General features: G+C 72.1%; 14 protein-coding genes. 12 read left to right on the top strand and 2 right to left on the bottom strand.

Features of this window, described 5'->3' with window-relative positions; translation table 11 throughout:
• The first annotated feature begins 1 nt into the window (after position 1).
• From ACFC0D_RS05175 to ACFC0D_RS05125, 11 genes are all read left to right on the top strand, one after another.
• On the top strand, positions 2 to 226 hold the full coding sequence (locus ACFC0D_RS05175; RefSeq protein ID WP_376431167.1) for an MbtH family protein: 225 nt from the start codon (positions 2 to 4) through the stop codon (positions 224 to 226).
• Positions 223 to 8,481 carry an amino acid adenylation domain-containing protein gene (locus tag ACFC0D_RS05170; protein WP_376431165.1) on the top strand — a complete coding sequence of 2,753 codons (8,259 nt, stop codon included), beginning with the start codon at positions 223 to 225 and terminating at the stop codon, positions 8,479 to 8,481. Before ACFC0D_RS05175 ends, ACFC0D_RS05170 begins: the two co-directional genes overlap by 4 nt.
• Positions 8,478 to 9,758, top strand: coding sequence for an MFS transporter (locus tag ACFC0D_RS05165; protein ID WP_376431163.1), 1,281 nt, complete (start codon positions 8,478 to 8,480; stop codon positions 9,756 to 9,758). The genes ACFC0D_RS05170 and ACFC0D_RS05165 overlap by 4 nt, the downstream gene beginning before the upstream one ends.
• An 8-nt stretch (positions 9,759 to 9,766) precedes the next feature.
• Positions 9,767 to 10,432 carry a YqcI/YcgG family protein gene (locus ACFC0D_RS05160; RefSeq protein WP_376431161.1) on the top strand — a complete coding sequence of 222 codons (666 nt, stop codon included), beginning with the start codon at positions 9,767 to 9,769 and terminating at the stop codon, positions 10,430 to 10,432.
• Positions 10,433 to 11,158, top strand: coding sequence for a 4'-phosphopantetheinyl transferase (locus ACFC0D_RS05155; protein WP_376431159.1), 726 nt, complete (start codon positions 10,433 to 10,435; stop codon positions 11,156 to 11,158).
• Positions 11,155 to 12,279: a ribosome small subunit-dependent GTPase A gene (gene rsgA, locus ACFC0D_RS05150; protein WP_376431157.1), complete on the top strand. Its 1,125-nt coding sequence runs from the start codon at positions 11,155 to 11,157 to the stop codon at positions 12,277 to 12,279. The genes ACFC0D_RS05155 and rsgA overlap by 4 nt, the downstream gene beginning before the upstream one ends.
• A gap of 210 nt (positions 12,280 to 12,489) precedes the next feature.
• Positions 12,490 to 12,672 (top strand): hypothetical protein, encoded by a 183-nt coding sequence (locus ACFC0D_RS05145; protein WP_376431155.1) that lies wholly within the window; start codon positions 12,490 to 12,492, stop codon positions 12,670 to 12,672.
• Between the two features lie 50 nt (positions 12,673 to 12,722).
• On the top strand, positions 12,723 to 13,745 hold the full coding sequence (gene gntD, locus ACFC0D_RS05140) for a guanitoxin biosynthesis L-enduracididine beta-hydroxylase GntD (RefSeq protein WP_376431153.1): 1,023 nt from the start codon (positions 12,723 to 12,725) through the stop codon (positions 13,743 to 13,745).
• Between the two features lie 31 nt (positions 13,746 to 13,776).
• Positions 13,777 to 15,108 carry a cation:proton antiporter gene (locus ACFC0D_RS05135; RefSeq protein WP_376431151.1) on the top strand — a complete coding sequence of 444 codons (1,332 nt, stop codon included), beginning with the start codon at positions 13,777 to 13,779 and terminating at the stop codon, positions 15,106 to 15,108.
• Complete coding sequence (locus ACFC0D_RS05130; protein ID WP_376431149.1) at positions 15,105 to 15,305, top strand: hypothetical protein; 201 nt, start codon at positions 15,105 to 15,107, stop codon at positions 15,303 to 15,305. Before ACFC0D_RS05135 ends, ACFC0D_RS05130 begins: the two co-directional genes overlap by 4 nt.
• A gap of 69 nt (positions 15,306 to 15,374) precedes the next feature.
• Positions 15,375 to 16,715 carry an MFS transporter gene (locus ACFC0D_RS05125; protein WP_376431147.1) on the top strand — a complete coding sequence of 447 codons (1,341 nt, stop codon included), beginning with the start codon at positions 15,375 to 15,377 and terminating at the stop codon, positions 16,713 to 16,715.
• 18 nt (positions 16,716 to 16,733) lie between these two features.
• Here the strand turns inward: ACFC0D_RS05125 and ACFC0D_RS05120 are convergent, their stop codons facing one another.
• Together ACFC0D_RS05120 and ACFC0D_RS05115 are read right to left on the bottom strand one after the other, a co-directional pair.
• The gene (locus ACFC0D_RS05120) at positions 16,734 to 17,603 is read right to left on the bottom strand and encodes a sigma factor-like helix-turn-helix DNA-binding protein (protein WP_376431145.1); all 870 of its coding nucleotides are present in this window, start codon (positions 17,601 to 17,603) and stop codon (positions 16,734 to 16,736) included.
• Positions 17,604 to 17,659: 56 nt separating this feature from the next.
• Positions 17,660 to 18,046, bottom strand: a complete 387-nt coding sequence (locus ACFC0D_RS05115) for a DUF6479 family protein (RefSeq protein WP_376431143.1) — start codon at positions 18,044 to 18,046, stop codon at positions 17,660 to 17,662.
• 121 nt (positions 18,047 to 18,167) lie between these two features.
• Here ACFC0D_RS05115 and ACFC0D_RS05110 point away from each other — a divergent pair, with 121 nt between their 5' ends.
• The gene (locus ACFC0D_RS05110; RefSeq protein WP_376431141.1) at positions 18,168 to 18,677 is read left to right on the top strand and encodes a SigE family RNA polymerase sigma factor; all 510 of its coding nucleotides are present in this window, start codon (positions 18,168 to 18,170) and stop codon (positions 18,675 to 18,677) included.
• Positions 18,678 to 18,727 lie beyond the last annotated feature (50 nt).

The following is an 18,727-nucleotide window of genomic DNA, read 5'->3' as shown; positions in this document are numbered from 1 at the left end:
GATGGACCAGTCAGGCACCAACCCCTTCGAGAACGAGGCGGGCGTGTACCGCGTCCTGACCAACGCGGCGGGCGAGCACTCGCTCTGGCCGGACTTCGTCGCCGTCCCCGACGGCTGGGACACCGCCTTCGGCCCGGACGCCCGGGCCGCCTGCCTCGGCTACGTCGAGGAGCACTGGACCGCCCTCGCCCCCGCCGGATCCCAGGAACGGAACCCGCGCTCATGACCGCGCAGGTGGAGAACGCGGCGGACACCGGTGCCTGGACCCCGGGGCTCGTCGCGCGGTTCGAGGAGCAGGCCGGCCGGGCGCCCGGAGCCGTCGCCGTGCGATGGGGCGCCACCTCGCTCTCGTACGCGGAGCTGAACGCACGGGCCAACCGGATCGCGCATCGGCTGATCGCACGCGGGATCGGCCCCGAGGACACCGTGGCCGTCGCCCTGCCGTCCTCGCCCGAGCTGGTGGCGGCCCTGCTCGGCACGCTCAAGGCCGGCGCGATGTACCTGCCGCTCGACCCGGGCTATCCGGCCGAGCGCCTCGCCTACATGACGGCCGACGCCCGTCCGCGCGCGCTGATCACCAGCCCCGAGGTCGCGGCCGGGCTCGGACCGCTGGAGGCGGCGGCCACCCTGTACGTGGGCGAGGAGGGCACCGAGCCCGCCACGAACCCCTCCGGCCGCTCCGCCGGGCCGGGCACGGCCGCGTACACGATCTACACCTCCGGCTCGACGGGCCGCCCCAAGGGCGTGGTCGTCACCCACGGCTCCCTGGCGAACTTCCTGGACTTCATGTCCGCGCACCACCGGGTGCACGCGGACGACGTCGTGCTGTCCACGACCCCGATCTCCTTCGACATCGCGGGGCTGGAGCTCTACCTCCCGCTGGTCGGCGGGGCCACGCTCCACCTCGTCCCGCGCGGCACCACCGTCGACGGCGCCGCGCTGCGCCGGTATCTCGCCGAGGCCCGGCCCACCCTGATCCAGGGCACGCCCGCCCTCTGGCAGCTGCTGCGCGAGGCCGGCTGGACGCCCGCGGAACTCGCCCCCGGCACACGCGTGTTGTGCGGCGGCGAGGCGCTGCCGCAGGACCTGGCCGACTTCCTCGCCGCCAGCGGTCACGCCGAGGTGTGGAACCTGTACGGACCCACCGAGACGACCATCTGGTCCCTGGTCGCCCCCGTGCGCGCGGGCGAGCCGGTCACCATCGGCACCCCGCTGTGGAACACCGGCGCCCACGTCCTCGACCAGCGCCTCGCGCCCGTCGCCGACGGCGAGCCCGGCGAGCTGTACCTCTCCGGCGACGGCCTGGCCCGCGGCTACCACGGGCGGGCCGCGCTGACCGCCGAGCGGTTCGTCGCCTGCCCCTTCGGCACGCCCGGTGCCCGGATGTACCGGACCGGTGACGTCGTGCGCCGTCGCGCCGACGGCGCCCTCGACTTCCTCGGCCGCGTCGACGAACAGGTCAAGATCCGCGGCTACCGCATCGAACTCGGCGAGATCGAGGAGGCGTTGCGACGCGTGCCCGAGGTCGCGCAGGCCCGTGTCGTCGTCCGTGCGGACGCCGGCGACCACCGGCAGCTCGCCGGCTATGTCGTCCCCACGCCCGGCCACGCCCCCGCCCCCGTCGCGCTGCGCGCCGCGCTCACCGCCTGGCTCCCCGACCACATGATCCCGGCGGGCATCGCCGTCCTCGACCGCTTTCCGCTGACCCCGGCCGGCAAGGTCGACCGCAACGCCCTGCCGCCGCTGGAGTTCGCGCACTCCACCCCGTACCGCCTACCCGGCGACGAGCGCGAGCGGGCCCTGGTGGAGCTCTTCCGTGAGGTCCTGCGCGTCGAGCGGGTCGGCGCCGACGACAGCTTCTTCGACCTCGGCGGCAACTCCCTGCTCGCCACCCGGCTCCTGGCCCGCGTCCGCGCCACGCTCGCCGTCGAACTCCCCATCCGTACGGTCTTCGAGGACCGTACGCCGGCCGCGCTCGCCCTCCGCCTCGCCGAGGGTGCCCCCGCCCGGCCCGCGCCACGGGTCATGGAGCGCGGGGAGCGCGTCCCCGTCTCGTACGCCCAGCAGCGCCTCTGGTTCCTGCACCGGCTCGAAGGCCCCAGCACCACCTACAACCTGCCCATCGCCGTCCGGCTCACCGGCGAGCTCGACCTCGACGCGCTGCGCGCCGCCGTGGACCATCTGCTCGCGCGCCACGAGAGCCTGCGGACGTACTTCGCCGAGGGCCCGGGAGGCGCCGAGCAGCTCGTGGTGCCCGCCGCCGAGGCCCGCGTCGACGTCACCGTCCACGACGTGCCGGAGCAGGGCCTCCAGGCCGCGATCGACACCGCCGCCGGGTACCTCTTCGACCTGGCAGCCGAGATCCCGACCCGCGTCGACCTCTTCCGCACCGGCCCCCGCGATCATGTCCTGCTGCTCTGCATCCACCACATCGCCAGCGACGGCTGGTCCCTCGCCCCGCTGGTGAAGGACCTCTGCGAGGCGTACGGCGCCCGGCGCCGCGGCCAGGACCCCGAGGCGCCGGAGCTCGGCGTGCAGTACGTCGACTACACGCTGTGGCAGCGCGAGCTCCTCGGCTCCACGGACGACCCGGACTCCCCGATGTCCCGGCAGCTCGGATACTGGCGCGAACGGCTCGCGGGCGCCCCCGAACTGCTCGACCTGCCCACCGACCGGCCGCGGCCGGCGCTCGCCACCTTCCGCGGCGACCTCGTCCGCTTCGAGGTGCCCGCCGCACTGACCGAGCGGCTCCAGGACCTGGCGCAGCGGGAGCGGGCCAGTCTCTTCATGGTGCTCCAGGCCGCCGCCGCGACCCTGCTGACCAAGCTCGGCGCGGGCACCGACATCCCGCTCGGCTCCCCGCTCGCCGGCCGCGCGGACAGCGCGCTCGACGAGCTCGTCGGCTTCTTCGTCAACACGCTCGTGCTGCGCACCGACACCTCGGGCAACCCGGCCTTCACCGAACTCCTCGCGCGCGTGGGCGAGTCGAACCTCGCCGCGTACGAGCACCAGGACCTGCCCTTCGAGTATCTGGTCGAGGTGCTCAACCCGGCCCGTACCACCAGCCATCACCCGCTGTTCCAGGTGATGCTGGTGCTGCAGAACAACATCGAGCCCGAGTGGCGGCTCGACGGCCTCACGGCCGCGCACGAGACCGTGCCCACCCACACCGCCAAGTTCGACCTGACGATCGAGCTCACCGAACGCTTCGACGCGCGGGGCGGGCCCGACGGACTGCGCGGCGAGATCGAGTACGCCACCGACCTGTTCGACCGGGAGACCGTCGAACGGTTCGCCCGCTATCTGCTGCGGATCCTCGACGCCGTCGTCGCCGACCCCGCCCGCCCACTGGACTCCGTCGACCTCCTCGACGAGGCGGAGCGCACCGCGCTCCTCGACACCTGGAACGCGACCGCGCGCGAGCTCCCCGGCGACTCCTTCCCCGCCCTCTTCGAGGCGCAGGTCGCCCGTACGCCCGACGCGCTCGCCCTCGTCCACGAGGACACCGAGCTGAGCTACGCCGAGCTCGACCGGCGCGCCAACCGGATCGCCCACTGGCTCATCGAGCGGGGTGTCGGCCGGGACGACGTCGTCGGCCTGTCGCTGCGCCGCTCGCCCGAGCTGCTCTGCTGCCTCCTCGGCATCCTCAAGGCCGGCGGCGTCTATCTGCCGCTCGACCCCGACTACCCGGCCGAGCGGCTCGCGTTCATGGTCGAGGACACCCGCCCCAAGGTGCTGATCACGTCGGGCGACGTCCTCGCGAAGCTGCCCGCCGAGGCGCAGGAGGTGCTCCGGCTCGCCGTCGACGACCCGCGCACCCGGGACGAGCTGGCGGCCCTGCCCGACCGGGCCCCCGGCGACGCGGAACGGCGCGCCCCGCTGCGGCCCGAGGACCTCGCGTACGTCATCTACACCTCGGGCTCGACCGGCCGTCCCAAGGGCGTCGCCGTCACCCACCGCGGCATCCCGAACCTGGCCCACAGCTACATCGAGCGGTTCGCCCTCGACGAGAACTCCCGCTTCCTGCAGTTCTCCTCGATCAACTTCGACCCGACGTTCTGCGAGATGTGCTGCACCCTGCTCTCGGGCGCGGCCGTGATCCTCACCTCGCCCGAGGAGCTGCTCTCCCCGGACCGCCAGCGCGTCCTGACCGCCCGCTTCCGGCCCACCCACATCACCTTCTCGCCGACCATCCTCGGCTCCATGGCCGAGGACGCGCTCACGGACGTCCCGTACGTGATGGTGGCCGGCGAGGCCTGCCCGCCGGGACTGGCGGCGACCTGGTCGCGCGGTCGCACGATGATCAACGCGTACGGGCCGACCGAGGCGACCGTCGACACCCTCTACTGGGAGTGCGGCAGCGCCGGGCCCGCCTTCGAGGCCGACTCGGTGCCGGTCGGCCGCCCGGTGCACAACACCCGGGTCTACGTCCTCGACGCCGCCCTGCGGCCCGTCGCCCCGGGCGTCACCGGCGAGCTGTACATCGCAGGTCACGGCCTCGCCCGCGGCTACCTCAACCGGCCCGGCCTGACCGCCGAGCGCTTCGTGGCCTGCCCTTACGGCCCGCCGGGCTCCCGGATGTACCGGACCGGCGACCTCGCCACCTGGCGCGTCCTGCCGTCCGGCGAGGGAGTCGTCGACTTCGTCGGACGCGCCGACGACCAGGTCAAGATCCGCGGGATGCGGATCGAGCTCGGCGAGATCGAGGCCGTGCTCGACACCCACGAGGGCGTCGCCCAGGCGGTCGTCGTCGTCCGCGAGGACGCCGCGCAGCACAAGCAGCTCGTCGGCTATGTCGTGGCGAAGGCCGCCGACGCCGCCGGTCGAGCCCGTGACCTCGCCGACGACATCGAACATGTCGACCGCTGGCAGGAGATCCACGAGCAGGGGTACAGCGAGCAGCAGGACCTGGGTGTCGAGCAGGACTTCACCGGCTGGAACAGCAGCTACGACAACCGGCCCATCCCGCTGGAGGAGATGCGCGAGTGGCAGGCCGCCACCGTCTCCCGCATCCTCGACCTGAAGCCCCGCCACGTCCTGGAGGTCGGTGTCGGCTCCGGCCTGATCCTCTGGCAGGTCGCCCCGCACGTCGAGACGTACGCGGGCGTGGACTTCTCACCCTCGTTGATCCAGACGCTCGGCGCCCGCGTCGAGGAGTCGGAGCTGGGCGACCGGGTGCTGCTGCGCAGCCTCGCCGCCCACGAGATCGGCGACCTGGCCGGCCGCCGCTTCGACACCGTGGTGATCAACTCGGTCGCCCAGTACTTCCCGAGCGTCCCGTACCTGATCGACGTGCTGAAGCAGGCCATGGACCTCCTGGAGCCGGGCGGCCGGATCTTCCTCGGCGACATCCGCCATCTGCGGCTCCTGCACCCGTTCCTCACCGCGACCGCCCTGCACGACGGGGCACACGCCGACGAACCGGTCGCGGCCGTGCGCGACCTCGTCGCGCACACGGTGGAGCTGGAGAGCGAACTCCTCCTCGACCCCGCGTTCTTCAGCCGGATCGGCGAGGAGATCGCCGAGGTCGCGGGCGTCGACATCCAGCTCAAGCGCGGCCACCACTCCAACGAGCTGACGGACTTCCGCTACGAGGTCGTCCTCCACAAGCGGGGCACGGAGCTGCGTTCCGTACGGGACGCGGCCGAGCTGCTCTGGCAGGAGACGGGCGGCCTGGAATCCGTACGCGAGCTCCTCGAGTCCACCCGTCCGGCGACGCTCCGCGTGACCGGCATCCCCAACCGGCGGGTCGCCGCCGAGGTCGCGGCCGCCCACCGGATCCGTACCGGGGCGGCGGGCCGTGTGGCCGACCTCGGACTCGACGGACAGGAGCGCCCCGGCATCGACCCGGAGGCCGTCCACGCCCTGGCCGAACAGCTCGGCTACCGCGCGAAGGCCACCTGGACCGACGCCTCCGAGGGTGACCTCTTCGACGTCGTCCTGATCGAGGCGGGCACCGAACAGCCCTTCCTGACCGACCTGTTCCTGCACAAGGCGACCGGCGGGCAGTCCCTCCACGAGCAGGGCAACGACCCGCGCGCCGAGGACCACGGCCGCAAGCTCGCGCTCGACGTGCGCCGGCACGCGGCCCGGCAGCTCCCCGAGCACATGGTGCCCGTGGCCGTCGTCCTCCTCGACAAGCTGCCGCTCACCCCGAACGGCAAGCTCGACAGCCGCAGGCTGCCCGCCCCGGACTTCACCTCCCGTGCCGTCCGCCCGCCGCGCACCGAGCGGGAGATCGCCCTCGCCCGGCTCTTCGCCGAGGTCCTCGGCCTGGAGAGCGTCGGGGTGGACGACCAGTTCTTCGACCTCGGCGGCGACTCCATCCGCTCGATCCAACTGGTCAGCCGGGCCCGCGCCGAGGGCTTCGTGATCACCCCGCGGGACGTCTTCCAGTACCAGACCGTCGAGGCGCTGATCGTCCGCGCCGCCCAGGCGGCCGAGACGCTCGACCCGGCGGCGGTCGCCGCGGGCGAGCTGCCGCACTGGCTCAAGACCCTCGAAACGCCCGACCCCTCGTACGGCGAACCCGGCGGCACGTACGCCTGGTCGACCCGCACGCTCCCCGCCGAGCTCGCCGACGCGCTGCTCACCGCGCTGCCCCGGATGTTCCACGCCGCGCCCGAGCACATCGCGCTCGCCGCGCTCGCCCCGGTGCTCATCGAATGGCGCGGGCGGCGCGTCCCGGAGGCCCGGTCCGCGCTCCGGGTGGATCTCGCGACCGCGGCCGTCCCGGAGGCGGTACCGGTCCGGCTCACGCCGGGACTCGCGAACCTGGAGAAGAGCCTGTCGGACCCGCGCGGTCTGGCCCGCGCGCTGAAGCGGGTCAAGGAGCAGATCCGCGCCCTGCCGGCCGAGGGCCGCAACTACGCGGAGCTGCGGCAGGGCGGCGAGGACGTACGGCGGCAGCTGGCGGCCTTCGCGCCGTCACAGGTCTGCATCCGGTACGACGGTTCCGGCGACACCCCGCCGTATCCGCTGCTCATCGACGTGCGCCAGGGGGAGGACGGCTCGGTCGACACCCGCTGGCAGTGGGACACCGCGCTCTTCACCGAGGCGGACGTCGCCGCGCTCGCCGACCGGTGGACCCGGACCCTGACCGCCCTCGCCGGCCTGACCGCCCACCCGGAACTGGGCGGACTCACCCCCTCCGACGTACGGCTCCTCAACCTCAAGCAGTCCACGCTCACCGACCTGGAGCAGACCTACCCGGGCCTGCGGGACGTGCTGCCGCTCGCCCCGCTCCAGCAGGGCCTGCTGCTGCACGCCGGCGCCGCCGACCCGGAGACCGACGACGACCCGTACCAGGGGCAGACCGTCTTCGACCTGGACGGACCACTGGACGCCGACCGGCTCCGGAGGGCCGCGCACGACCTCCTGATGCGCCACGACAACCTGAGGGCGAGCTTCGCTGTCCGCGGTCTGGAGACACCCGTCCAGGTCGTGCGGGACACGGTCGACGTGCCCTGGGCGAGCCACGACCTGTCCGGGCTCGCCCCCGCCGAGCAGGCCGCGGAGCGGGAGCGGATCGTCGCCGAGGACGCGGCGCTCCGCTTCGACCTGGCGACCGGTCCGATGCTCCGCTTCTCGCTGCTGCGGTTCTCCGACACCCGGCACGAGCTGCTCGTCGCGGACCACCACATCCTCCTCGACGGCTGGTCCATGCCGGTCGTGTGGGGAGACCTGTTCGCGCTGTACGAGGGCCGGGAACCGGGACCCGTCACGCCGTTCCGGGACTATCTGGCCTGGCTCGCGGAGCAGGACCGGGACGCGGCGGCCGAGGCCTGGCGGGCGTACCTGACGGGTGTCGACGCGCCGAGCAGGATCGGGCACGCGGGCCTCTCCCCGCACGTCCTGCCGCGCACCACCTCCGCCGTCCTCCCCGCCGGTCTCACCCGCGATCTGACGCGGGCCGCGGCCCGGCTCGGCGTCACCCTGAACACGGCGCTGCAGACCGCCTGGGGTCTCCAGCTGGGGCGCCTGACGGGCAGTGGGGACGTGGTCTTCGGCACCACCGTCTCGGAGCGGCCGGCGGAGATCGACGGCATCGAGTCCGTCGTCGGCCTGCTCATCAACACCGTGCCGCTGAGGGTCCGTACGGAGCCCGGCGAGCGGCTCGCCGCGACCCTCCGCCGGGTGCACTCCGCCCAACTGGAGGTCTTCCCGCACCGCCACCTGTCGCTGACCGAGATCCAGCGTCTGGTGGGTGCGGGCGAGCTGTTCGACGCGTACTACGTCTTCCAGAACTACCCTGACCAGGAGGATCCGACCGGCGGGACCGACGGACTGGGGGTGAGTGAGCGGACCGACGGCGCCAAGGGCGTCTCGCACTATCCGCTCGGCATCACGGTCCTCCCCGGGGACCGTCTGGAGATCCTCTTCGGATACCACCCCGATCTGTTCGACCAGCGGCGGATCGACACCATCAAGGAATCCCTCATCGAGATCATCGAGGCCATCGCGGCGGAGGGCTCGGCATGAAGAGCTTCTTCCGACTGATCCGCGAACTGCCCATACCCGTAAGGATCCTGCTGCTGTGCGCGATGGCGCGCGCGGTCAGCTTCTTCGCGATCCTCGCCTACCTCCCGATCTATCTGCACGACGCGCTCGACATGAACGGCGCCACCATCGGCTATGTGCTGGGGGTGTGCCTGATCGTCGGCACGGTGGTCAGCGTCTACGGCGGCTATCTCGCCGACCGGTTCGTGAAGGTCCACTTCATGATCGCCCTCGACGTGGTGCTCACCGTCCTGTACGGCGGGCTGCCGCTGATCGGCTCGCCGCTGCTGGTGATCGGCATCCTGCTCGCCGCCAACATCGCCTCCTCGTCGATGAGCGTCACCGCCAACGCGCTCCTCGCCGATCTGCTGCCCTCGGAGAACCGGGCCAAGGTCTTCTCGCTGCGGTATTCGCTGCAGAACATCGGCGCCGCCGTCGGCCCCTTCCTGGGCGTCTGGACGGTGCAGGCCGGCCAGGGCGGTCCGTTCCTGCTCTCCGCCGGCGTCATCTTCGCCGCCCTGCTACCACTGCTCGTCTTCCGCAAGCTCTTCACCGGCGCGGCGGCCCAGGACGCCGCCGCCCGGAAGGAGAAGACCGAAGAGGCGGCGGACGACGCCGAGTCGATGAACTTCCGTGAGGTGCTGCGGGTGATGCGGGCCGACCGGCGGCTCGGGCTCTTCACCCTCGGCGGCATCCTCAGCATCGTCGTCTACGGCCCGCTGCTGACGTACATGTCGCAGTACCTGGTCACCGTCGAGTCCCGCGACACCGCCTACCAGCTGGTCGCCTACATCTCGGCCGCCAACGCGATCGTCGTGATCTCCACCCAGTACGTCATCGGCAGCAGGCTCAAGGAGAAGACACTGCTGCGCTGGCTCACCTGGGGCACCGGGGCGTTCGTCCTCGGACTCGTCGGCATGGCCCTGTCCACCGAAGCGTGGATCATCGTCGCCGCGATCGTCGTCTTCACGATCGGCGAGGTGATCGTCGTCCCCGCCGAGTACATGTTCATCGACGCCATCGCGCCCGACAACCTGCGCGGCAGCTACTTCGGGGCCCAGAACCTCGTCCACATCGGTGTGGCCATCGGCCCGATCATCTGCGGCTTCCTGCTCGTGCACGCCTCGCCCGCGGCGATGTTCGCCGCGCTCGTGGCGCTCGTGATCGCCGGCTGGTGGTTCTACGTCCTCGGCTGCCGCGCCACCGCACCCAGCACCGCCACCGCCGTCGGTGCCGACGCACAGAAAGTGAATCCGTGAGGTAGATCATGAGCTTCGACGAGATCGTCCAGAAGACCCTCTGTCCCTTCGCCAAGCCCTCGAAGATGGGGCCGGCCCTCACCGTCACCACGGCCGACGTCGAGCGGGAGCTGAGAGAACACCGTGCCGCCATCGCCGACTTCTTCCGTACGGCGCGAGACGCGGAGCTCGACGGCATGGTGATCACCTTCGAGGACGAGACCCTCGGGGCGACCCTGGATTCCCTGACCCGGCTGACGAAGCGGTTCTTCGAGACGCTCTGCGCGCTCTGGCCGAGCGTCTACATCCAGGACACACCGGAGCCGGACGAGACCTGGTACGCCATGATCGAGGGCGAGCGGTTCTTCGTCGTCTCGTTCGCCCCCTGCTATCCGGAGCACTCGCCGCGCTACAACCACGGCAGCCGGCACACGTACTTCCTGCTCCAGCCCGCCTCCACCTTCGAACGGAACGCGGAGGCGATCGACAAGCGCAGGCAGCGCATCCACCGGGCGTTCACGGCCGTGGGCAAGCCGTACGACGCCCGGCTCGCCAATGTCGAGAACGACATGTTCAAGTCCGTCATGCCGATCTCGCCGATCGACCGGCACATCGCGTGGTGGGAGGCCGGGGTCCCGGCGGAGGCCGAGGCCGGGCTCCGCGCCGGGCCCGGCGGGACGAAGCGGGCGGGGTAGATGATCGAGGGACTCCTGCCCCGACCGGTCGCGACCGCGGAGGCGTTCGGCGACCCGGCCGGGGAACCCGTCCCCTTCCCCGGGGAGGAGCATCTCCTCCCCGGCGCCGTGCCCGCGCGGCGCCGGGAGTTCACCACCGCTCGGGCCTGTGCACGGCGAGCGCTCGGGCGGCTCGGCGTCCCGCCGGCGCCCCTCCCGTACGACTCCTCCCGCGCTCCCGTCTGGCCGGACGGGTTCGTCGGCAGCATCACGCACTGCACCGGCTACCGGGCCGCCGCCGTCGCGCGGGCGGCGGACCTGGCGGCCCTCGGCATCGACGCCGAACCGCACGGTCCGCTCGACGGCACCGGCGTGCTGTCCATGGTGAGCAGTGCGGAGGAGCGGGCGCATCTCGCCGATCTGGCGGCGGTGCGGCCGGACGTCCACTGGGACCGGGCCCTGTTCAGCGCCAAGGAGAGTGTCTTCAAGGCGTGGTTCCCGTTGACCGGGAGGTGGCTGGACTTCAAGGAGGCCACCGTCGCCTTCCGGCCGCGCACGGAAAGCTTCACCGCTCGCCTGCATGTCGAAGGACCGCTGGTCGACGGCGTACGGACGACCGCCTTCGAAGGGGGATTTCTGGTCAGCGGCGGGCTGATGCTCACCGCGACGTCGGTGCGCCGGGCGACCCTCGCGGGGCGGGGTGCCGAGAATGACCCCGATCCGTCACGACCGAGAGGGCCCCGATGACGCGTGTGACGCTCCCGGCCTATGGATGGGACTCCGACTGGGCGCACGCGTTCGCGCCGTACGAGGGGACGGGTCTCCGGCCCGGCCGGGTCGTGCGCGTGGACCGCGGGCGCTGCGAACTCGTCGTCGCGGAGGGCGAGGTGGGGCAGGAGACGGGCGGCGAGGCGGCCGTCCGTACGGTACGGGCGGACACCGAGCCGGTCCTCGGCTCCGACCCGCGCGACACCCCCTGTACCGGCGACTGGGCCGCGGTCGACACCGCACCCGCGAGCGGCCCCGTCGTCCGGGCGCTGCTGCCCCGTCGTACCCGCTTCACCCGTTCGACCTCCTCCGCCCGCTCCGAGGGCCAGGTCCTGGCGGCCAACATCGACCTGGCCGTGATCGCGGTCTCGCTGGCCGTCGAACTCGACCTGGGCCGACTGGAGCGCTTCCTCTCGCTGGCCTGGTCCAGCGGCGCCCAGCCCGTCGTCGTCCTCACCAAGACGGACCTGGTCCCCGACATCACCCATCTCGTCAGCGACGTGGAGCAGGCGGGCCCGGGGGCCGCGGTGTTCCCCGTCAGCGCGGTCAGCGGCGCCGGCCTCGACGCCCTCGCCGCCGAACTCGCGGACCATACCTCGGCGTTGCTCGGCCAATCGGGCGTGGGCAAGTCCACGCTCGTCAACGCCCTGCTCGGCGAAGAGGAGCAGGAGTCGGGTCCGGTCCGGGGCAGCGACGGCAAGGGACGGCACACCACCACGACCCGCGATCTGCTGCTCCTGCCGCGCGGCGGACTGCTGATCGACACCCCCGGGCTGCGCGGGGTGGGCCTGTGGGAGGCCAACGAGGGGCTCTCCCAGGTGTTCGCCGAGATCGAGGAGCTGGCCGCGCACTGCCGCTTCCACGACTGCGAGCACCATGCCGAGCCGGACTGCGCGGTGCTCGCGGCGGTCGAGGACGGCACGCTCTCGCACCGCCGATTCGAGAGCTATCGCAAACTCCTGCGCGAGAGCGCCTGGATCGCCTCACGCACCGACGCACGGCTGCGCGCGGAACTGAGCCGGGAGTGGAAACGCCGGGAGGCGGCCGGTCGGGAGATGTACGAACGCAAGCGTGGCGGGAAACACCGCAAGGCGTTCTGACGGTGGTCCGAGCACCATCCCCGAGGCGGATCTGGCCACTTGCAGCCACTGCACCATGGTGCCATCCGAACTTCTTGTAGCGCCCGTTCGGCCCCTGGCAGATTACTCAGCGGCGGCCGCCGACCGACAGCCACACAATGGCCGGCTCACCGGCTCGCCTGCGGAATTGAGCAATTCACTCAGGTCACTTCGATGGAATCGGACGGGAAAATGCGAAGCAAGGCATTCGTCTACCTGATCTCGTGCGCCGCGGCCGTGACGACGACGGTCCTGGGGGCCACCACCGCGCAGGCGGCGCAGACCCACGAGGTCGCGTCCGCCCCGGCGGCCGGCACGACCGCCGCCACCCCCGGCCCGAACGGCGACGGCGGCGACAGCTGGGGCTGGGACTGAAGGCCGGATCCCCGGCCCCCGACACCCACACGCCAGAGAGGGCGAATTCCGTGACCACTGACCAGGGTGTACTCCACTACGACCTGTCCGCCGACGAAGTCGCCCAGCTGGACGCGTTGATCGCCGAGCTGGGCGAGGCGGGCTGTGACCCGGGCGACCCGCACTTCCACGACGATGCCTGGGAGCTCGCCGCGCGACTCCCGGTGGGCGTGCGGAAGTTCCTCGCGGAGTTCCGGCGCGACGACCCGGCCGCGGCGTTCAAGATCAGGGGATTCGCGGTCGACGACAGCGCCGTGGGGCCCACTCCGCGGAACTGGGCGGAAGCCGCCGCGTCGCTGCGCACCCGGCGTGAAGAACTCTTCCTTTCCTTGATCGGCAAGTGTCTCGGGGAAGTCTTCAGCTGGCCGACTCTGCAGTCCGGAAGAATGATCCAGAATGTGCTGCCGATCGCCGGCGAGGAGAACGAGCAGAGCGGTCACGGCAGCGACGTCCTGCTCGAATGGCACACCGAGGACGGGTTCCACCCCTATCGCTGCGACTATCTGGCCCTGTTCGGAATCCGAAACCATGACCGAGTTCCGACGACCGTCGCCTCCATACGGGATGTGACGCTGAGCGCGGAAACGCGCAGGGTCCTCGGGGAACCGCGGTTCTACATTCTTCCCGACGACGAGCACCTGCGGCAGCTCGCCGCCCAGCAGCCGAACCACCCGGGTCTGTTGCGGATGCGGGCGATGCGCGAGACCCCGGAGCCGGTGGCGGTCCTGTTCGGCGCTCCCGACTCGCCGTATCTGCGGATCGACCCCTTCTTCATGCGCTGTGTGGAGGGCGACGCGGCGGCCGAGCAGGCGCTCAAGGAACTCGTACGGGAGCTGGAGGCGGCGACCCGCGACGTGGTCGTCGAGGCGGGCACGCTGCTCGTCGTCGACAACTACCTCGCCGTGCACGGCCGCAAGGCGTTCACCGCCCGCTACGACGGCACCGACCGCTGGCTGCAGAAGGCGATCATCACCCGTGACCTGCGCAAGTCCCGCGACACCCGGGAGACGGCCGCCGGCCGGGTCCTGATCTAGTACCCGTCGAGACGAGAGGAAGAGAGGTGTGATGGCAGCGTCCGAAGGACTGCCGGTGGACGCGATCGTCCTGGCCGACGTCGCGATCGTCCTGGTCGTGGGCGCCGTGATGGTCCGGCTGGGCCGGCGGCTGCACCAGCCGCCGGTGGTCGCGGAGATCGCGGCCGGTCTGATGCTCGGCCCCAGCCTGCTGGGGCTGCTGCCCGGCGATCTGCCCGACCTGCTGTTTCCGCCCGAGGCCCGGCCGGGCCTCTCGGCCCTCGCGCAGCTGGGCCTCGCGCTCTTCATGTTCCTGGCCGGCTGGGAGCTGGACCTGGGCGTGCTGCGCGGCCGGATCAGGTCGGTGGGCTCGACGGCCGTCCTCGCCATGGCCGTTCCGTTCGTGGTGGGCGCCGGGGCGGCGGCGCTGCTGTACCGCTCGACGGCGCCCGACGGGGTCGGCTCGGACATGTTCGTGCTCTACATGGCGACCGCGTTCTCCATCACCGCGTTCCCGGTCCTGGCCCGCATCATCCGGGACCGGCGGCTCGGCCACACCCGCGTCGGCACGACGGCGATGGCATGTGCGGCTGCGGGCGACGTGGTCGCCTGGTGCGTGCTGGTCCTGGTGGTGGCGCTCGCGGGGGCCGGTGGCACGGGTGGTGCGAGTGGCACGGCCGCCGGCATGGGCGGGCTGTTCACCGTCATCGCCCTGACCATCGCCTACGCGGCGGCCATGGCCCTCGTCGTACGGCCCCTGCTGCACCGGGCGCTGCGCCGCGCGGCCGGAGGCCGGCAGGAGACCGGCGTACGGCTCGTCCTGATCGTGGCCGGTGTGCTGCTCTCCTCGTACGCCACGACCTGGATCGGCATCCACGCCATCTTCGGCGCCTTCGCCTTCGGCCTTGTCATGCCTCGCGAGGACGCCCCGCGGCTGCACCAGCAGATCGGTGCGCCGCTGGAGAAGGCGGCCGGTCTGCTGCTCCCGGTCTTCTTCGTCATCACCGGTCTCTCCGTCGACATCGGCGGACTCGGCTGGTCCGGGCTGCTCGCCCTGCTGCTGATCCTGGTGACCGCGGTGGTCGGGAAGTTCGCCGGCGCCGCGATCCCGGCGCGGCTCTCCGGGATGAGCTGGCGGGACGCGGGCGCGTTCGGGACGCTGATGAACACCCGGGGCCTCACGGAGATCGTGATCCTCGGGATCGGCCGGGACCTGGGCCTGATCGGGCCGGAGCTGTTCACCGGCATGGTGCTCATGGCCCTGGTGACCACGGCGATGGCGGGCCCGCTGCTGCGCCTCCTGGGAGTCGGGGACGCCTCGCCGGTGTTGATGCCGGAGCAGCAGGTGGGGGATCGCAAGCAGCCGATCGGGGCCAAGAGGTGAGCCCCGTCCGGCACTTCGGGTACGAGCTCCGCAGCGACGGCACGGTCGTCCTCACACGCGGCTGCCGGACCGTCGGGGTCGTGTGCGGCGAGGCGGAGGTCGCGCGGTTCCTCGGCGAGCTGACGGCGGCGGGTGGCGGTCGGCAGGAGGCGCTGGCCCGTTGGGCGGCCGGGGCGGCCACCCGAACGTCGATGTAGCGCCGCTAAAGCATCGCTGGAGAACTACTCGCTTGTGCCGACGCGTCGGGGTGGGGGAGGTTCGCTGACATGCGATCCGACTCACCCTGGCGCGTGCCCGACTTCCGTACGCTGTTCTCGGCGGCCGTCCTCAGCCACCTCGGTACGAACGTCGGTTACGTCGCCGTCCCGCTGATCGCCGTCGAGGCCCTGGACGCGAGCCCCGGCGAGGTCGGAGCGCTCGCCACGCTCGCCACCCTGGCCTTTCTGCTCATCGGCCTCCCCGCCGGAGCCTGGGTGGACCGGCTGCCCCAGCGACGCGTCCTGATCGCGGCGGACACGGCCCGGGGACTGCTCTTCGCCTCGGTGCCCCTCGCCTGGTGGTGCGACGCCCTGACCCTCGCCCAGCTCTACGCCGTCGTCCTGCTCAGCGGCTGCGCGATGGTCTTCTACGACATCGCGGGGCAGAGCATCCTGCCCCGCTTCGTCGGCCGGGACGGTCTCGTCCAGGCCAACGCGGCCATGGTCAGCCTGATGGCCGTCACCAACGTCACCGGGCGCGGTGCGGGCGGCGGCCTTGTCCAACTGCTCACGGCGCCGGTGGCGGTGGCGGGGGCGGCGGTGAGCCATCTGGGCTCGGCGGTACGGCTGTTGTGGCTGAAGGAGGATGCGGGGGACCGGCTGAGCGGGCCGCCGAAGGAGGGGCCGGCGGTCTCCGCCGCAGCGGCGGCCGTCCGGGCGCGGGAGCCGCTGCGCGCCCAGATCGCGGCGGGCGTACGGCACGTCCTCGGGAACAGGGAGCTACGGGCACTCGCCCTGGGCGCGGCGCTCACCAACCTCGGCTCGCAGATCCTCAACACGATGATGCCGGTGCTCTTCGTCCGCGAACTCGGGCTCTCCGCCGGTGTCCTCGGCGTCTACTGGGCGGCCGGTGGCCTCGGCCTTCTGCTCGGCTCCCGCTGCGCGCGGGCGGTGGCGGCCCGCCTCGGCTTCGGCCGCACCCTGGGGCTCGCGGGTCTCGTACTGGCCCCGGCCGGACTGCTGGTCCCGCTCATCGGCCACGGCCCCTGGCTGTGGCTCGCGGGCGCGGGGTGGCTGCTGGCGATGTTCAAGACGGGCGTCGACAACGTCCTGGGCGTGAGCCTGCGCCAGCGGATGACCCCGGACGCGATGCTCGGCCGCATGAACGCGACCTTCCGTTTCCTGCTCACGGGAGCGCTCGCGATCGGCGCCGCAACGGCGGGCCTCCTCGGCGAGCTGGTGGGCATCCACCCCACGATGTGGGTGGGCGGCGCACTGCTGGCGACCGCCTTCCTGCCGGTGTTCCTGTCCCCGGTGAGAAGCCGACGCGACCTTCCCGGGCAGGTGGGGCACGTGTCCGGGCCTCCGCAGCCGGCGGGGGTGAAGGGCGCCGGGTCCACGTCGTCGTAAGGCGGCACCCCGGGAGGCTCACTCGGGCAGGAACTCCACGTTCAGCCGGTCGAGGTGGCGCGAGTCCATCAGGATGTCGACGGCCGTGACATGGGCGTCGAGGACCGTGAAGGTGAGCACCGACCTCGGGGTGCCGGCCGGGGCCCACACCAGGCCCGCCGCGCCGTCCACCAGCGCGACCCGCGCCGAACGCGCCCGGTCGGCCAGGCCCTCCGCCACCGCCTGGGCCCCGTGCGCGGTGGTCGCCCCGTTCCGTATCGCCTCCGCGTCCGCCCGCAGCACCGCATCGGGGTCGAGGAGCGCGAGCAGCGCGTCGATCCTGCCGCCGCGTGACGCGGCGAGGACGGCGGAGACGACCTCGCGCTGGTGTGCCAGGTCCGGTTCCGGCATCTCCTCCGTGCCCTGCACCCGCCGCCTCGCCCGGGCGGCCAGCTGCCGGGCGGCGGCCGGGGTGCGCTCCACGATCGGCGCGATCTCCTCGAAGGACACCTCGAACATGTCGTGGAGCACGAACGCCACCCGCTCGGCGGGTGTGAGCGCGTCCAGGACCCCGAGCAGCGCCCGCTCCTCGGGGTCGGTGCCCTGCCCGGGCCCGCCCGCGCCCCACGGGTCCCAGGGGTCCTCGCGCCGCGATTCGCGGGAGCGCAGCATGCGCAGACAGACCCGGGCGACCGCCGCGGTCAGCCGGGCGCCCGGATCGGCGATGTCCTCTTCGCTGTGCTCGGGGCCGGTGCGGCTCAGCCGCAGCTCGGCCTCCTTCACGGCGTCGTCCGCCTTGCCGAGCGAGCCGAGGAGCCGGTGCGCGACCGCCCGCAGCCGGGGCCTGTGCTCCTCGAAGCGGTCCGCCAGGGACGCGTGACCGTCATGATTCAGCGTGTGATCGACCACCTGTCGCAACCTCCGTGAGGCGTGGCGTCACTGTTCGAGCCCCGAACGATCGGCGCTCAGTCGCCGTGCCCCGGTCCGCCGCTGCCGAAGCCGCCGCTGGAGATCCCGCCCCACTTGCGCTTCTCCTCACTGGGCGGGTCGGGCGAGGTCTCGCCGCCGTCCTTGAGCTCGTACGGCATGAGCCGGTGCTCGCCGTCGGTCTGGGGCATCTCGTGGGGCCTGCGGTACTCGGACGTCTCGCCGGGAAGGCCGCCTTCCGGCCGGTGCGGATGCTCCTCGGGCTTGGGCGTCGGGGACTCCTTGTCCCTGACCCTCATCCCCAGCCAGAACGCACCCATCAGTACGGCGACCAGGATCAGGCCACCGAGAACCTGGGCCATCCCCGACTGCCAGACTCCGGCTGCCGTGGTGACCTCCGCGGAATCCAAGAGAAAAGCGTTCATGCTTCAGGGATACCCCCTTTCGGCCGCGATGGGACATTTCGGGCCGCTCGAACTCGTGTGAAACATTTCCGCGCGCCCACCGCGTCAATGAGGTGAAGGACGACGGCAACGGGGGAGGGGCATGAGACAGGCCCGCGCGGACGAGTTCCTGGAGTTCGCCTCCGCGAGGACGGGGCACCTGTTCCGGTCCGCATGCCTGCTGACCAGCGGCGACACCCATCTCGCCGAGGACCTGGTGCAGGAGACGCTGGGCCGGATGTACGCGGTGTGGGGCCGCGTCCAGCGGATCGGCAACCCCGCCGCGTACGCGCATACCGTCCTCGTCCGCACCTTTCTCAGTCACCAGAGGCGACGCTCCGCGACCGAACGCCCTCTTGGTGAGCTGCCCGACCGGGCCCCGGAGACCGGGGACGACCCGGCGCTGCGGATCGCCCTGCTCGACGCGCTGGCCGCGCTGGCGCCCAAGGACCGGGCGGTGGTGGTGCTGCGGTACTGGGAGGACCGCAGCATCGAGGAGACCGCCGACGCACTGCAGGTGAGCTCCGCCGCGGTACGCACGCGCTCGGTGCGTGCGCTCGGCCGGCTCAGGGAACGGCTCGGCGGCAGCATCACCGAGTTCGCACACCGCTGACCAGGCACTTCAGAACTTCTGGACCTTCTTTCACCCATGGATCGGAGACG

This window comes from Streptomyces sp. NPDC056222, assembly GCF_042264065.1.
GTDB lineage: Bacteria > Actinomycetota > Actinomycetes > Streptomycetales > Streptomycetaceae > Streptomyces.
This window is presented reverse-complemented; position numbering and strand designations above follow the sequence as displayed.

Excerpts from the sequence above, each read along its gene's own strand:
- ACFC0D_RS05110 (WP_376431141.1), top strand. The coding sequence starts at position 18,168 with ATGAGACAGGCCCGCGCGGACGAGTTCCTGGAGTTCGCCTCCGCGAGG.
- ACFC0D_RS05165 (WP_376431163.1), top strand. The coding sequence starts at position 8,478 with ATGAAGAGCTTCTTCCGACTGATCCGCGAACTGCCCATACCCGTAAGG.
- ACFC0D_RS05115 (WP_376431143.1), bottom strand. The coding sequence starts at position 18,046 with ATGAACGCTTTTCTCTTGGATTCCGCGGAGGTCACCACGGCAGCCGGA.
- ACFC0D_RS05125 (WP_376431147.1), top strand. The coding sequence starts at position 15,375 with ATGCGATCCGACTCACCCTGGCGCGTGCCCGACTTCCGTACGCTGTTC.
- ACFC0D_RS05155 (WP_376431159.1), top strand. The coding sequence starts at position 10,433 with ATGATCGAGGGACTCCTGCCCCGACCGGTCGCGACCGCGGAGGCGTTC.
- ACFC0D_RS05170 (WP_376431165.1), top strand. The coding sequence starts at position 223 with ATGACCGCGCAGGTGGAGAACGCGGCGGACACCGGTGCCTGGACCCCG.
- ACFC0D_RS05175 (WP_376431167.1), top strand. The coding sequence starts at position 2 with ATGGACCAGTCAGGCACCAACCCCTTCGAGAACGAGGCGGGCGTGTAC.
- ACFC0D_RS05145 (WP_376431155.1), top strand. The coding sequence starts at position 12,490 with ATGCGAAGCAAGGCATTCGTCTACCTGATCTCGTGCGCCGCGGCCGTG.
- ACFC0D_RS05135 (WP_376431151.1), top strand. The coding sequence starts at position 13,777 with ATGGCAGCGTCCGAAGGACTGCCGGTGGACGCGATCGTCCTGGCCGAC.
- ACFC0D_RS05160 (WP_376431161.1), top strand. The coding sequence starts at position 9,767 with ATGAGCTTCGACGAGATCGTCCAGAAGACCCTCTGTCCCTTCGCCAAG.
- rsgA (WP_376431157.1), top strand. The coding sequence starts at position 11,155 with ATGACGCGTGTGACGCTCCCGGCCTATGGATGGGACTCCGACTGGGCG.